The organism is Chromobacterium vaccinii (genome assembly GCF_000971335.1).
GTDB classification, from domain to species: Bacteria; Pseudomonadota; Gammaproteobacteria; order Burkholderiales; family Chromobacteriaceae; genus Chromobacterium; species Chromobacterium vaccinii.
In genome coordinates, this window is sequence record NZ_JZJL01000007.1 from 25486 (window position 1) to 39339 (window position 13854).

The window sequence follows — 13854 nt, forward strand, 5'->3', positions numbered from 1 at the left end:
CTCAAGCCGAGGCCAGCTTGCCCTGTTGATGGCCATGCCAGGTGGTCAGCGCCAGCAGCACGATGGCAGCGACGCAGGAGCCGATCAGCAGCGCGAAGCCGCCGTCCCAGCCGAAATGGTCGACGGTGTAGCCGACCGCGGCGTTGGCGGCCACCGAGCCGCCCAGGTAGCCGAACAGGCCGGTGAAGCCGGCGGCGGTGCCAGCCGCTTTTTTAGGCGCCAGTTCCAGCGCGTGCAAGCCCACCAGCATCACCGGGCCGTAGATCAGGAAGCCGATGGCGATCAGCGCCAGCATGTCCACGGTGGGGTTGCCGGCCGGGTTCAGCCAGTAGACCACGGTGGCCAGGGTCACCAGCGCCATGAAGAACACGCCGGTGGCGCCGCGATTGCCGCGGAACAGCTTGTCCGACATCCAGCCGCACAGCAGCGTGCCGGGGATGCCGGCCCATTCGTACAAGAAGTAGGCCCACGACGACTTGTCGACCGAGAAGTGCTTGACCTCCTTCAGATAGGTAGGCGCCCAGTCCAGCACGCCGTAGCGCAGCAGGTAGATGAAGACGTTGGCCAGCGCGATGTACCACAGCAGCTTGTTGGGCAGGATGTATTTGCGGAAGATCTCGCGCGCGGTCAGCTCTTGCTCGTGGGTGTCGCTGTAGTCTTCCGGGTAGTCGTTCCGGTAGGCCTCTACCGGCGGCAGGCCGCACGATTGCGGCGTGTCGCGCATGGTCAGCCAGGCGAAGACGGCGACGCCGATCGCGGCGGCGGCCGGCACGTAGAAGGCGGCGCGCCAGTCGTTGAACCAGCCCATGCCCAGGATGAACAGCGGGCCGATCAGGCCGCCGCCGACGTTGTGCGCGCAGTTCCAGATCGACACCACGCCGCCGCGCTCCTTCTGCGACCACCAGTGCACCATGGTGCGGCCGCAGGCCGGCCAGCCCATGCCCTGGAACCAGCCGTTGAGGAACAGCAGCACGAACATGACGCCGACACTGGACGTGGCCCAGGGGGCGAAGCCCATCAGCAGGAACACGGCGGCGGACAGCACCAGGCCGGCGGACAAGAACACGCGCGGATTGGAGCGGTCGGACACCGCGCCCATCAGGAACTTGGACAGGCCGTAGGCGATGGCGACGCCGGACATCGCGAAGCCCAGGTCGCCGCGCGAAAAGCCCTGCTCCACCAGGTAAGGCATGGCCAGCGAGAAATTCTTGCGGACCAGGTAGTAGCCGGCGTAGCCGAGGAAGATGCCGAGAAAGATCTGCCAGCGCAGCCGGCGGTACAGGCCGTGCTGCTGCGCGTCGGGCAGCGGAGGAAGGTGTGGCGCGGGTTTGAACAGACTGATCATGGGACTTCTTTCCGAGTTGAGGTGCGGACAACAGCCATCCACCGTCCCGGGCGAAACCATAAGGCGTCGCCCGAGGGGCGGATCGCTCCGGCGGGCCGCGCGCTCTGTCGGCGGCGGTCCCGCGCCAGGCTGGCTGGCGCCAGCCTGTGAAAACGCCGCCGTGCGGACACGGCGGCGCAAAAACGGCTACAACATCAAAGCGGCAGCGTGAAGGCCAGCGCCGCCAGCGCGCCGCCGATCAGCGAGCCGACCACCGGCACCCAGGCATAGCCCCAGTCGCTGTCGCGCTTGCCGGGAATCGGCAGGATGGCGTGCATGATGCGCGGCGCCAGGTCGCGCGCCGGGCTCATCGCGTAGCCGGTGGTGCCGCCCAGCGACACGCCGATGCCCAACACCAGCAGCGCCACCGGCAGCGCGTCGATCGCGCCCAGCGACATCTTGGGGGCCACCATCGACAGGATGGCGAACACCAGCACGAAGGTGGCGACGATCTCGGACACCAGGTTGCCCGGCAGGCTGCGGATGGCCGGGCCGGTGCAGAAGGTGGCCAGCTTGGTGTCGGCGCAATCGGTGGTTTCGTAGTGCTTGCGGTAAATCAGCCACATCAGGCCGGCGCCGGCCATGCCGCCCAGCATCTGCGCGGCGACATAGCCCGGCACCTTGTCCCACGGGAACTTGCCGGCCACCGCCAGCGCCACCGAAACCGCCGGATTCAGGTGCGCGCCGCTGATCGCCGCCACGCTGAACACGCCGACGAACACCGCCATCGCCCAGCCGAAGGCCACCACGATCAGGCCGCTGTTGTGGCCCTTGGTGTTCTTCAGCAGCACGTTGGCCACCACGCCGTTGCCCAGCAGCACCAGCAAGGCGGTGCCGATGAATTCGCCCATCAAAGGATTCATGATTGTCTCTTTCCAACTTTATCTTGAGTTGCCCGCCGCTTGGCGCGGCGGGTCATGCCGTCATCGCTCGGGCACGGCCGGCAGCGGGTTACGCCGGCCCGCGCGCCGTCAGTCCTGATCGTCGGCCCACACCTTGGCGGCGTTGACCGCGCGTTGCCAGCCCTTGACGTTGGCGGCCACTTCGCCGGCCGGCATCGCCGGCTGGAAGCGGCGGTCCAGCTGCCATTGGCCCTGGATGTCGTCCACGCTCTTCCAGTAGCCGACGGCCAGGCCGGCCAGGTAGGCGGCGCCCAGCGCGGTGGTTTCGGTGATCTTGGGGCGCACCACGTTCACCGCCAGGATGTCGGACTGGAACTGCATCAGCAGCTCATTGACGGTGGCGCCGCCATCGACGCGCAGTTCGGCGATGCTCATGCCGGCGTCGGCTTCCATCGCCTTCAGCACGTCGCGGGTCTGGTAAGCGATGCTGTCCAGCGCGGCGCGGGCGATGTGGGCGGCCTTGGTGCCCAGGGTGGCGCCGACGATGGTGCCGCGGGCGCTGGCTTTCCAGTGCGGCGCGCCCAGGCCGGCGAAGGCCGGCACCAGGTAGACGCCGTCGCTGTCCTTCACTTCCTGCGCCAGCGGGCCGACGTCGGCCGAGTGGCGGATGATGCCCAGACCGTCGCGCAGCCATTTCACCACCGCGCCGCCGATGAAGATCGAGCCTTCCAGCGCGTACTGCACCTTGCCGTCCACTTTCCAGGCGATGGTGGTCAGCAGATTGTTCTTGGATTCGATCGGCTTGTCGCCGGTGTTCAGCATCATGAAGCAGCCGGTGCCGTAAGTGTTCTTCACCATGCCCGGCGTGGTGCACTGCTGGCCGAACAGCGCCGCCTGCTGGTCGCCGGCCACGCCGGCGATCGGAATTTCGCGGCCCAGATGGGCGGCGTGGGTATGGCCGTACACTTCGCTGGAGCTCTTCACTTCCGGCAGCATGCTGGCCGGAATGCCCATGATGTCCAGCAGCTCGGCGTCCCACTGCAGGGTGTGGATGTTGTACAGCATGGTGCGCGAGGCGTTGGACACGTCGGTCACATGCACTTTGCCGTGGGTGAAGTTCCAGATCAGCCAGCTGTCCACGGTGCCGAAGGCCAGCTTGCCGTCGCGGGCGCGGTCGCGCGCGCCGGGCACGTTGTCCAGAATCCACTTGATCTTGCTGCCGGAGAAATAGGCGTCGACCAGCAGGCCGGTCTTGGAGCGGATCAGTTCGGAGAGGCCGCGCGATTTCAGCTCGTCGCAGAACTCGGCGGTGCGGCGGTCCTGCCAGACGATGGCGTTGTACACCGGCTGGCCGGTTTCGCGGTCCCAGACGATGGTGGTTTCGCGCTGGTTGGTGATGCCGATGGCGGCGATGCTGCGGCCGTCGATGCCGGCCTTGGCCACCGCTTCCGCGGCCACGCCCACCTGGCCGCCCCAGATTTCCTGCGGATCATGCTCGACCCAGCCCGGCTGCGGATAAATTTGGCGGAATTCCTTCTGCGCCAGCGACACGATGTCGCCGCCGCGGTTGAATAGGATGGCGCGGGAACTGGTGGTGCCCTGGTCCAGGGCCAGCACGTACTGATCGGTCATGACTTTCTCCTGTTTGCCGGTAAGGCGGCATGGTGGACATGCCTGGGTGTCGACGTTGCGCGAATGTTTGTTTTTTTGCTTATGACGTTCGTTTTATTTGCGGACAATTCTAGGCCCGAACAGAACCTTGTCAATCTTCCGGTAAAAAAAAATACATTTTCCGCGCTGCAACCAGAGATCGCCATCCGCGCAATACGGAATTAATCCTTTAATATCAACACACTGAAAGATGTAGCTCCGCGCTACATTTTCACACGCGCCTATTTCCACGCCCCCGTTCCGGAAAAACGGCGCGCCATGCCGGCCCGCGCGGCGAGAACAGGCGAGGCCTCAGGACAAATGGATGGAAAATCCGTCTATTTCGCACTGCAACAAGCATTTGCATGCGCTACAGCCGCTTGCTTGAAAACGAAAAAATAAGAAAATAACCGAAACTAAAAAGCGGACGCTTCGATCAGACCATCGTCGCAAAACGTTGTTTCGCCAACAAACGGCCGCAAACACGTAATCCTGCCGCTACAACGCAGATATGGCAGCATGAATGACAAGGCAGACTCCGGTTCCGCAACGGACCGCGCGACGCGAAACGCCGGGCATTCGACCCAGCGCAAGAAAGCGAAAACGGCGATATGGCATCATCGCCGCAATCCGGATACGCGACGCGGCGCCCCGTCCGGCAACCACCCGCCGCAAGAATTACGCAATGGTTCCAAGCTACTCGGCCGCATGGGCCGCAAAGGACTGTCATGCTTCGCAACACCAAAATACTCGCCACGCTCGGCCCCTCGTCCAGCACCCCGGAAAAAATCCTGGAACTGGCCCGCTCCGGGGTCAACATCTTCCGGCTCAATATGAGCCACGGCAGCCATGACGACCATCGCGCCCGCCTGGCCGCCATCCGCGCCGCGGAGAAAGCGCTGGACCGCCCGATCGGCGTGCTGGTGGACCTGCAGGGCCCCAAGCTGCGCATCGGCAAGTTTCCGCAGCCGGCCACGGTGAAAACCGGCGACCGCTACGAATTCACGCTGGACGAAACCGACGGCGGCGCCGAGCGAGCCACCCTGCCGCACCCGGAGGCGTTCGAGGCGCTGGAGCCCGGCCACCGCATCCTGGTCAACGACGGCAAGCTGGCGTTCGAGGTGACGGAAATGCATCCGCGCCGCATCGTCACCCGCGTCGCCGTCGGCGGCGAGCTGTCCAGCAACAAGGGCTTCAACCTGCCCAACACCGTGCTGCCGCTGTCGGCCATCACCGACAAGGACCGCAAGGACGCCGAGTTCGCGCTGGAGGAAGGCGCCGACTGGGTGGCGATGTCCTTCGTCCAGACCGCGGCCGACGTCAAGGAACTGCGCGGCATCATCGGCAAACGCGCCGGCATCGTCGCCAAAATCGAGAAGCCGTCGGCGGTGGACGACCTGGAGGCCATCGCCACGCTGGCCGACGGCGTGATGGTGGCCCGCGGCGACCTGGGCGTGGAGCTGCCGCCGGAAGACGTGCCGGTGGCGCAGCGCCGCATCGTCCACCACTGCCGCCACCTGGGCCGTCCGGTGATCGTCGCCACCCAGATGCTGGAATCGATGATCACCGCGCCGACGCCGACCCGCGCCGAAGCCAACGACGTGGCCACCGCCGTCTACGAAGGCGCGGACGCGGTGATGCTGTCGGCCGAGACCGCCGCCGGCCAGTATCCGCTGGAAGCGGTGCAGATCATGGACCGCATCATCCGCCGCGTGGAAAGCGCGCCCGACTACCGCAAGGTGATGGCGCTGGACTACAGCGCCGCCGACGAGCCGGACCGCACCGACGCCATCGCCGCCTGCGTGCGCAAGGTCAGCACCCTGCTGCCGGTCACCGTGGCCGTCGCCTTCACCACCAGCGGCGCCAGCTGTCTGTCGCTGGCGCGCGAACGCCCGTCCACCCCCATCCTGGGCATCTCGCCCAAGCTGGAAACCGCGCGCCGGCTGACGCTGGTGTGGGGCGTGGTCGCCTACCACGGACCGGACGCCGAAAACCTGGAAGACATGGTGGTGAAAACCACCTTCTGCGCGACCAAGCTCAGCCTGGCCGAGCAGGGCAAGCCGATGGTGATCATCGCCGGCGTGCCCTTCGGCACCCCCGGCTCCACCAATCTCTTGCGCATCGTCTATCCGTAAGGCGCCACCGGCATGGCAGCGACAACGGAACCCTCGGGTTCCGTTTTTTCTTGCCCGCCCGCCGCAGGTACTATGCTGCAACAGTGACCACCTCCAAGAGCCCGTCCCGATGCGGCCGATGTTTTTCCGCAAGGCGCTGGCGTCGCTGCTGTTGCTGACCGCCTGCCTAGCCAGCCGCGCCGGCGAGCCGCCCGGCCTGATCGTCGACTTCGACGCCAGCAACCCCCCGCTGATGTACGCCGGCAAGCCGGGCGCGGCCGGGCTCTATCCCTTGCTGGTCGCCAAGGCCTGCGAACGCGCCGGCATCGCCGTCACCCTGCGCGCCGTGTCCTGGCGCATGGCGCTGCAGGAATTGCGCGGCGGCAGCGCCGCCGCCGGCGGCATCATCAAGACAGCCAGCCGGGAAAAGCTGTTCGACTTCAGCCAGCCGCTGTTCACCGAACGGGTGGTCATGGCCTACCCGCGCGCGAACGGCCAGTCCTACCGCCGGCTGGAGGACCTGAACGGCAAAAGGGTGGGGGTGATGGCCGGCTGGAGCTATGGCGACGCCTTCGACCAGGCCCGCAAAGACCGCAAGTTCACCGCCTTCGACGGCGACAGCGACCAGCAAAATCTGCAGCAGTTGAAGCTGGGCCGGCTGGACGTGGTGCTGGGCATACGCGAACCGCTGCAGCTGGCGCTGCGGGAGGGCGGCTACCATGGCTTCGCGCTGTCGGCGGAAGCGCTGGCGGCCAACCACTCCTATCTCGCCATCAACAAACATTCGCAGCAGCAGGCGCTGCTGACCCGCTTCGACCTGGCGCTGGAAGGCATGCGCAAGGATGGCAGCTACGACAGGCTGGTGCGGGACGTCCTCAACGCCGGCCGCGACGATTGAGCGCGTTCAGGCGCCGCGGATCTGGGCCAGCGCGCCGTACAGGTCGGCGCAGCTCCAGTGCTCGGCGTACTTGCCGTCGCGCACCACCACGATGTCCATCGCGTTGATGGCGATGCGTTTGCCGCTGGCGGCCTGGCCGAAGAAGGCGCCGGTGTGGGTGGCTTCTATGGTCTTGCGCGTCACCACCTTGCCGTTTTCCTCGATCTGCTCATGGATGTGCACGCGGATGTCGGACAAGGCCGGATGCAGCATGCCGGTGAAGAAGCCGGCGAAGCCGTCCGGCCCCGAGGGGACGCCGGGCGGGGCCGAGTGATTGACGAAATCGGCCGCCACCAATTCGGCGAATGCCCCCATGTCGCGGTTTTCTATCACCTCGCGGTTGAAGCGTTGAATCACTGCCTTGCTGCTGTCCATGAAATCGCCCTGAGAATGGGCGCCGGCACATGTCCGGCGTCCGGGTTGAATCGCCGGCCATCCGGCAATGACGTTGAATTAAACGACAAGCGCCATTTCATTTCAATAACATAAAAAAGACAGTATCCAAATCATTCGGCATCATTCCTGTCCCGCCTCCGCCATCTGCGCGGGCTTCCGTCCAGAGGGTCAAAAGCTGTAGCTGCTGACTTCCACCAGATTGCCGTCAGGATCGTTGAAATACACCGAGGTGATGGGGCCCATCGCGCCGCTGCGGGTGATCGGCCCCTCGACGATGGCCACCCCCTCGCGCTTCAGGTTCTCGATCACTTCGGGCAAAGGAATGGCGGCGATCAGGCACAGGTCGCCGGAGCCGATCGCCGCATGATTGCGGGTCTCCTGGCCCAATGACTGCAGATTGATCTTCTGGTTGCCGAAACGCAGCGCGCGGCGGCCGTTGCCGAAGGTCACCGCCTCCAGCTTCAACGCGCGCTGATAAAACGCCGCCGCCGCCTCGATGTCGCGCACGGTCAGGACGATGTGGTCGATATGGCTGATCATGGCCATTGCTCCGGGTGGAAAACGGACTGTCCACCCTGCCACAAGCGCGCCGGCTTGTCATGCCTTTGGCATTACACGGAGACGGTCGCCGCTGGTATAGTCGTTTTTCCCGTCGCTTCCCGGTTCGGCCATGACTCTCCACCTGTCGCTGCAACACGCCCGCCACCTGCAACTGGCCGCCCAGGGCCTGCTCGCCGCCCCGCGCCGCAAGGCGGCCAAGGCCGACGCGCTGGCCGCCATCCGCCGCATGGCGCTGCTGCAGATCGATACCATCAGCGTGGTCGCGCGCAGCCCCTACCTGGTGCTGTACAGCCGGATCGGCGCCTACGACCCGGCCTGGCTGGACCAGTTGCTGGCCGAGGGCGCGCTGTTCGAATACTGGGCGCACGAAGCCTGTTTCGTGCCGACGGAAGACTACCGGCTGCTGCGCCACCGGATGCTGAACGCCGAAAGCATGAGCTGGAAATACTCGCAGCGCTGGCTGGACCAGCACCGCGCCGACATCGACGCCATCGTCGAGCACATCCGCGCCCACGGCCCGGCGCGCTCGGCCGATTTCGAGCGCAAGGGCGGCAAGGGCAACGGCTGGTGGGACTGGAAGCCGGAGAAGCGCCACCTGGAAGTGATGTTCACGCTGGGACGGCTGATGGTGAAGGAGCGGCGCGGGTTCCAACGCGTCTACGACCTGGCAGAGCGGGTGCTGCCCGGCTGGGACGACGCGCGCGACCTGCCGTCGCCGGAAGACGCGCAGCTGGACATGGTGCGCAACAGCTGCCGCGCGCTGGGCGTGGTCAAGCCCGGCTGGGCGGCCGACTACTACCGGCTCAAGCGCGCGCCGTACGGCGAGCTGCTGCACGGCCTGGCCGACAAGGGCGAGCTGATCCCGGCGAGGGTGGAAGGCTGGAGCCACGACGCCTTCGTCCACGCCAGCCTGGCCGCCGAACTGGAACTGGCCGCGGCGGACAGGCTGAGCAGCGGCAACACCGCCATCCTGTCGCCGTTCGACCCGCTGGTGTGGGACCGCAAGCGCGCGCTGGAGCTGTTCGATTTCGATTACAAGATCGAGTGCTACACGCCGGCGCCCAAGCGCCGCTACGGTTACTTCACCCTGCCGATCCTCAACCGCGGCAAGCTGGTGGGCCGGCTGGACGCCAAGGCCCACCGCAAGGAAGGCGTGTTCGAGGTCAAGTCGCTGCATCTGGAGCCGGGTGTCCGCGTCAGCCAGCGGCTGGCCGACGACCTGTCCGCCGCGCTCTGCCGGATGGCCGCCTGGCACGGCGCGCCGCGGCTGGCCATCGGCCAGGCCCCGGGAGACTTGGCCCAGCGCATCCTGGCCTGAGAACCTGTTGAATGCCGGCTGCGCGTCTGCGAGACTTCAGAACAGGCTGCTAGCGCCTATTGCGCGTTGGCGTACCAGCCGCTGACGCCGGGCTGGCGCTCGTCCCACAGCGCCACTTCGTTGTACTGGATCACGGGCTGGATGTCGGTGTAGTTGGGAATGTCGCCCATGATGCGCGCGGCCACCGGGCCGAAGGCCTGCTGGAAAGCCTCCGTCGATTCGCACAGCAGCGTCGCCTGCGCGACGTAATCGGGCGCGCTGCCGGGCTCGGCGCCGGACAGGCCGCGGTCCACCCTGGCGCCCTTCAGGGCATTGCCCAGCAGCTGCTGCACCATCGGCATGTGCTGCCGCAGATAGTAGTCGAAATCGAAATGCGCGCCGGCGCGCTGGGGATAAGTGACGCTGACGGTGATCATCCGGGACTCCGTGGCGGTAAAGGGGAGACATCAACTTAAACCCAAATGCCCGCATTGCCAATGTCATTCCGGCCTGGCTGTCCGACAAAATGGAACTTGCGTCCCCTTATTCCGCTCTTTAACAGCATCTTTCAACGCTTAGGACAAAACCATGCGTATCGTGATGCTCGCCGCCGGCAGCGCGCTGCTGCTCGCCGGCTGCAACCAGCAACAGACCACCCAGCTGCAACAGGCCGCGTCGGCCGCCATCGGCAGCGTGCACCAGGGCGTGGACAGCGCCAGCGCGCCGCTCGGCCAACTGAAGGATCAGGCCAGCGCCGCGATCGGCGCGGCCAAGCTCGCCGCCTCCGCCGCCGCCCAGAATCCCGAGGTGCAACAGCAGGTGGACAAGCTGAAGGAGCAGGCGTCTGCGCTCAAGGGCGCCATCCTGCCGAAGAAGGAATAGCGTTAACGAGATTTTGATGTCCGGCCGCCGTTTATTTAGATTCAATTTAGACACGCCGACCTAGCATGAGCCTGCATCCACCATACAGGAGAAGGTCCATGCAAACCCTGGCCGACATCTGCCGCGGCAGCGATATCCTGCTGGACGTCGACATATCGGATAAACGCCAGCTGTTCGAATACGCCGCCCGCCAGTTGGGCCAGCGACACGCGCTGAACGCGCCGGCGCTGCAGGCCGCGCTGCAGCAGCGGGAGGAAACCGGCAGCACGGCGCTGGGCCACGGCCTGGCGCTGCCGCACGCCCGCATCGCCGGCCTGGCCGACGTGCGCGCGCTGTTTATCAGCCTGAAGCGGGGGCTGGATTTCGACGCCCTGGACGGAGAGCCGGTGCGCAGCCTGCTGGTCTTGCTGTTGCCGCGCGACACCCGCGCCCCGCACCTGCAACTGTTGGCGGAGATCGCCCGCGTCTTCGGCGAGCGCCCGTTCCGCTCCGAGCTGGCGGCCTGCCGTCTCCCCGGCCAGGTGGATAGCCTGTTCCAGCGCTGGTCCGACCCCGAGCCCAGCAACGATCCGCATTTCATGCTGGACAGCAACCGCTATTTCCTGGACGCCGAAGCCAGCCTGCGGCCCGATTACAGCGTGCGCCGCAAGGTGACCGCCCGCTTCTGACCGTGACAGCGCGAAAACCCCTTTGCTAGGATGAGACGATGGTTTCATCCTTCCGCAACAGGCGCGCATGTCCAATTCCCTGCTGATCATGGTTTCGCTGGCAGTCGCCAGCATCGGTCTCATCACCTGGCAGCACAGCGTGCGCTCCGACCTCATCCGGGCGCGGCGCCGCTGGCTGCAGGCCTCGCTGCTGCTGGCCGCCGGCATGCTGGTGGAGGGCTATGTCGAACCCGGCAAGGGAGAGATGCTGCGGCTGGCGCTGGGCAGCGGCATGAGCAACGCCGGCATCGCGCTGCAGCTGACCATCATCGCCCGCGTCACCGGACTGAAGCCGCCCAACTGGCTGTGGCTGGCCGTCGGCCTGGTTTCCACGCTGGACAAGCTGCTGCCCTACCGCCCGCTGATGCTGGCGCTGGAAAGCGCCGAGATTCCGCTGCTCTACCTGGCCGCGGCCTGGCTGTACCAGCGCGCCGAGCGGCTGGTCAGCCGCAACCGCTTCAGCCCCACCGCGCTGCTGTTCCTGCTGGGCGCGCTGCTGTTCGTCTGGCGAGACGCCAGCGATTTCTACCTCCGGCTGCAAACCTCCACCGCGCCTGACAGCCTGGACCAGCTGCACCAGCTGGCGCTGGCGTTCGCCGCCGCCGCCCAAGTATGCGGCGCGGTGGGTTTTCTCAACATCGTGCTGCAGCGCCAGCACAACCGGCTGGAGGACGCGGCCAACTTCGATCCGCTGACCGGAGCCGGCAACCGCCGCGCACTACAATACTGGCTGCGCACGCTGGAGGCGTCGGTGGAGCGCGTCTGCGTGGTGATGCTGGACATCGACCATTTCAAGTCGGTCAACGACCGCTACGGCCATCCGGCCGGCGACGCGGTGCTGCAGGTGCTGGCCGCCGTGCTGCGGGGCGGCATCCGCGACAACGACATGCTGATCCGCTATGGCGGCGAGGAGTTCTGCCTGCTGATGCCGGACGCGGACATCGAGGACGGGATGCTGGCGACGGAGCGGCTACTGCAGGCCTTTCGCCAACTGGCGCCGCTGCCCAAGCAGCCGGAACTGCGCTGCGCCTTTTCCGCCGGCGTGCATGAATGGCATTGCCGGCAGCAGGACTTCGCCGATGCCCAGCAGAAGGCCGACCAGGCCCTGTATCTGGCCAAGCAGTCGGGGCGCGACCAGGTGCGCCGGCTCTAGCGGCCGACTACGGGCTGCTCCTCGCTGGCTTTTTCGTCGGTCTTGTCCGCCAGCTTGCTCGGCCCGGCGGCCAGATCCATCCGGTGGCGCTGCTTCATCTCATACATGCACTGGTCGGCCTTGCCCAGCAGCTCTTCCGGCGGCATGAAATCATCCGGACCGGTTTCCGAACAACCCACGCTCAGGGTCACGCCCGGCAGCGCCGTAGCCAGTTCCTCGCTCAGGCGGATGAGAAAAACGCCCTCCGCCTGTTTGCGGTCGCAATTGGGCAATACGATGCAGAATTCGTCGCCGCCGTAGCGAAAGCTTCCATCTTCGACTCGCGTAATGCGATTGATCACCTCACCTAGCCGGCGCAGCACCTCATCCCCCTGCTGGTGGCCTTGGCTGTCGTTGATTTGCTTGAAATCGTCGATGTCCAGATACACCAGCGTCACCTTCTCGTGACGGCGCTGCGCGCTGCGCAGCACCCGCGTCAGCGTCTCGTCCAGGTAGCGCCGGTTAAGCAGCCCGGTCAGCGGGTCGGTGCGCGACAACTCCTCCAACTGGCGGGTGCGGATCACCACTTTTTCCTCTAGCGAACGCGCGTACTGCTCGGACTTGTTGCGCGAGGTTTCGATCTCGGCCACCAAGCTGCGGATATAGGTTTCGAAAACCAGCGCCACGTCGAACATCACCAGCTTGTCCAACGCCAGCAAGGTATGTCCTCTCACTTCAATGTCGGGAATCAGTTCGCAGATCTGGGCAGACAGCAACGTCTTCAACGATTGCACCGCCGCCAGGTACAGCTTGGGCTCGACGCCGATGCGCTTGTGCACCAGGCCGATGCGCAGCCGGTTGTTCACATATTCCAGGTCGTAGACGCCGCTGAACAGGTCGATCACATAGCGGCGCTGGGCGTTTCGCAGCCGCTGCAGGGTGTCGGCGTCGCCGATCAACAGCGCGATCTCCGGCGTGCTGGTCTGCAACTCGTAGAAACGCGTCACCAGTTCTTCCAGATGCGACTCCACCAAATGGCCGGCGGCGCGCAGCAGCATTTCGTCGCGCGGTTCCAACTCAAACAATTGCTTGCGCTGCTCAATCTCGAACTCGGTAATGCGCAATTGTTCCAGCAGGGTCTGATCGGTTTGTTTCATCCCGTTCCCCAGAACGACGATATCTTCTTAAAGCTATATGTCAGGTTTTCGCTATTCAATCCAGATAACTACCTTCCCGCGTCGAAACTGGCCATCTGTCCACACAGGGCTCGCGCCCCCCAGGTCGGCGTAACCCACTCTCAACCCCGGCGCCAGCACCTTGGACAGCGAACCGACGTACGCCACGCGCCGGCCGGCCCAGCGGCGGCATCGGCCGATGGTCGAAGTGTAACTCGTGGTCATAGTCGTCCTCGATGATGTGAAAATCGTAGCGCTCGGCCGGCGCCATCAGCGCGGCGGGAAACTGGTGGAGGGGCGTCAGATACACCGCCTTCACCGGATGGCGGCGGCACAAGGCTTCCTGCGCATCCGGCAGCATGAGGCGACTTAAAGCCTCTGACAAAACCTCGCAGAGAACCTGAGCCAAGGCGCGCCGACACAGGTAGCACTCATTACGACAAGCAGGCGCAACGCAGGATCAGGGGTTTTGTTAGCAGCCTTATCCACAAGCCGCCGCGCGCCTCCCTGTTTATCCACAACCGTCAGCCTTCGCCCTGCTGCAACAGCACCGCCAGTTCGTCCGCCGCCTCGCTCCACTCGGCGTCGCACTCCAAAGCTTGGCGCAAGAAGGCGGCCTGGGCCGGCGTCCAGAACGGCGCGTCGGCCAAGGCGACGCGCGGCGGCAGCGGGTGGCTGGAGATGAAGGCCCGGATGGCGGCGGGCTCGTCCGGCAAGCCCAGCTGGCGAAACAGGCCGGGCAACAAATGATTGCTGGTGTCCATCCTCGACTCCCTA

General features: G+C 65.6%; 14 protein-coding genes. 6 read left to right on the forward strand and 8 right to left on the reverse strand.

All coding sequences use genetic code 11. The features are described from left to right. Position 1: 1 nt before the first annotated feature. From glpT to glpK, 3 genes are all read right to left on the reverse strand, one after another. Positions 2-1345 carry a glycerol-3-phosphate transporter gene (gene glpT, locus VL52_RS04955; RefSeq protein WP_046156002.1) on the reverse strand — a complete coding sequence of 448 codons (1344 nt, stop codon included), beginning with the start codon at positions 1343-1345 and terminating at the stop codon, positions 2-4. 194 nt (positions 1346-1539) lie between these two features. Continuing rightward, positions 1540-2247, reverse strand: a complete 708-nt coding sequence (locus VL52_RS04960; RefSeq protein ID WP_021474963.1) for an MIP/aquaporin family protein — start codon at positions 2245-2247, stop codon at positions 1540-1542. A gap of 108 nt (positions 2248-2355) precedes the next feature. Next, entirely contained in the window at positions 2356-3858 is a 1503-nt protein-coding gene (gene glpK, locus VL52_RS04965) for a glycerol kinase GlpK (protein ID WP_046156003.1), read from the reverse strand. A 746-nt stretch (positions 3859-4604) separates the two neighbouring features. Between glpK and pyk the strand changes: the two genes are divergently transcribed. Further along, positions 4605-6011, forward strand: coding sequence for a pyruvate kinase (gene pyk, locus VL52_RS04970; RefSeq protein WP_021474961.1), 1407 nt, complete (start codon positions 4605-4607; stop codon positions 6009-6011). A gap of 109 nt (positions 6012-6120) precedes the next feature. Next, positions 6121-6888: a substrate-binding periplasmic protein gene (locus tag VL52_RS04975; RefSeq protein ID WP_046156004.1), complete on the forward strand. Its 768-nt coding sequence runs from the start codon at positions 6121-6123 to the stop codon at positions 6886-6888. Between the two features lie 6 nt (positions 6889-6894). On the opposite strand, the gene VL52_RS04980 is transcribed toward VL52_RS04975, so the two are convergent. After that, complete coding sequence (locus tag VL52_RS04980) at positions 6895-7302, reverse strand: ester cyclase (RefSeq protein ID WP_046156005.1); 408 nt, start codon at positions 7300-7302, stop codon at positions 6895-6897. A 189-nt stretch (positions 7303-7491) separates the two neighbouring features. Further along, positions 7492-7863 (reverse strand): VOC family protein, encoded by a 372-nt coding sequence (locus tag VL52_RS04985; RefSeq protein WP_046156006.1) that lies wholly within the window; start codon positions 7861-7863, stop codon positions 7492-7494. A gap of 130 nt (positions 7864-7993) precedes the next feature. On the opposite strand from VL52_RS04985, the gene VL52_RS04990 reads away from it, so the two are divergent. Then, positions 7994-9202: a winged helix-turn-helix domain-containing protein gene (locus VL52_RS04990; protein ID WP_046156007.1), complete on the forward strand. Its 1209-nt coding sequence runs from the start codon at positions 7994-7996 to the stop codon at positions 9200-9202. A gap of 56 nt (positions 9203-9258) precedes the next feature. On the opposite strand, the gene VL52_RS04995 is transcribed toward VL52_RS04990, so the two are convergent. Beyond that, on the reverse strand, positions 9259-9618 hold the full coding sequence (locus VL52_RS04995) for an EthD family reductase (protein ID WP_046156008.1): 360 nt from the start codon (positions 9616-9618) through the stop codon (positions 9259-9261). 151 nt (positions 9619-9769) lie between these two features. On the opposite strand from VL52_RS04995, the gene VL52_RS05000 reads away from it, so the two are divergent. The 3 genes from VL52_RS05000 (at position 9770) to VL52_RS23125 (ending at position 11923) form a co-directional block, all read left to right on the forward strand. Continuing rightward, positions 9770-10063, forward strand: a complete 294-nt coding sequence (locus VL52_RS05000; RefSeq protein ID WP_021474955.1) for a hypothetical protein — start codon at positions 9770-9772, stop codon at positions 10061-10063. A gap of 98 nt (positions 10064-10161) precedes the next feature. Next, entirely contained in the window at positions 10162-10731 is a 570-nt protein-coding gene (locus VL52_RS05005) for a PTS sugar transporter subunit IIA (protein WP_052729164.1), read from the forward strand. A 67-nt stretch (positions 10732-10798) separates the two neighbouring features. Continuing rightward, positions 10799-11923 carry a GGDEF domain-containing protein gene (locus VL52_RS23125; RefSeq protein ID WP_052729165.1) on the forward strand — a complete coding sequence of 375 codons (1125 nt, stop codon included), beginning with the start codon at positions 10799-10801 and terminating at the stop codon, positions 11921-11923. On the opposite strand, the gene VL52_RS05015 is transcribed toward VL52_RS23125, so the two are convergent. After that, entirely contained in the window at positions 11920-13059 is a 1140-nt protein-coding gene (locus VL52_RS05015) for a GGDEF domain-containing protein (RefSeq protein ID WP_046156009.1), read from the reverse strand. The two genes, VL52_RS23125 and VL52_RS05015, sit on opposite strands and share 4 nt — an antisense overlap. Positions 13060-13601: 542 nt before the next feature. Then, positions 13602-13841, reverse strand: coding sequence for a DUF2789 domain-containing protein (locus tag VL52_RS05025; protein ID WP_046156011.1), 240 nt, complete (start codon positions 13839-13841; stop codon positions 13602-13604). Positions 13842-13854: the final 13 nt, after the last annotated feature.

Coding starts and splice junctions, on each gene's coding strand:
- glpT (WP_046156002.1), bottom strand. CDS start 1,345: ATGATCAGTCTGTTCAAACCCGCGCCACACCTTCCTCCGCTGCCCGAC.
- VL52_RS04960 (WP_021474963.1), bottom strand. CDS start 2,247: ATGAATCCTTTGATGGGCGAATTCATCGGCACCGCCTTGCTGGTGCTG.
- glpK (WP_046156003.1), bottom strand. CDS start 3,858: ATGACCGATCAGTACGTGCTGGCCCTGGACCAGGGCACCACCAGTTCC.
- pyk (WP_021474961.1), top strand. CDS start 4,605: ATGCTTCGCAACACCAAAATACTCGCCACGCTCGGCCCCTCGTCCAGC.
- VL52_RS04975 (WP_046156004.1), top strand. CDS start 6,121: ATGCGGCCGATGTTTTTCCGCAAGGCGCTGGCGTCGCTGCTGTTGCTG.
- VL52_RS04980 (WP_046156005.1), bottom strand. CDS start 7,302: ATGGACAGCAGCAAGGCAGTGATTCAACGCTTCAACCGCGAGGTGATA.
- VL52_RS04985 (WP_046156006.1), bottom strand. CDS start 7,863: ATGATCAGCCATATCGACCACATCGTCCTGACCGTGCGCGACATCGAG.
- VL52_RS04990 (WP_046156007.1), top strand. CDS start 7,994: ATGACTCTCCACCTGTCGCTGCAACACGCCCGCCACCTGCAACTGGCC.
- VL52_RS04995 (WP_046156008.1), bottom strand. CDS start 9,618: ATGATCACCGTCAGCGTCACTTATCCCCAGCGCGCCGGCGCGCATTTC.
- VL52_RS05000 (WP_021474955.1), top strand. CDS start 9,770: ATGCGTATCGTGATGCTCGCCGCCGGCAGCGCGCTGCTGCTCGCCGGC.
- VL52_RS05005 (WP_052729164.1), top strand. CDS start 10,162: ATGCAAACCCTGGCCGACATCTGCCGCGGCAGCGATATCCTGCTGGAC.
- VL52_RS23125 (WP_052729165.1), top strand. CDS start 10,799: ATGTCCAATTCCCTGCTGATCATGGTTTCGCTGGCAGTCGCCAGCATC.
- VL52_RS05015 (WP_046156009.1), bottom strand. CDS start 13,059: ATGAAACAAACCGATCAGACCCTGCTGGAACAATTGCGCATTACCGAG.
- VL52_RS05025 (WP_046156011.1), bottom strand. CDS start 13,841: ATGGACACCAGCAATCATTTGTTGCCCGGCCTGTTTCGCCAGCTGGGC.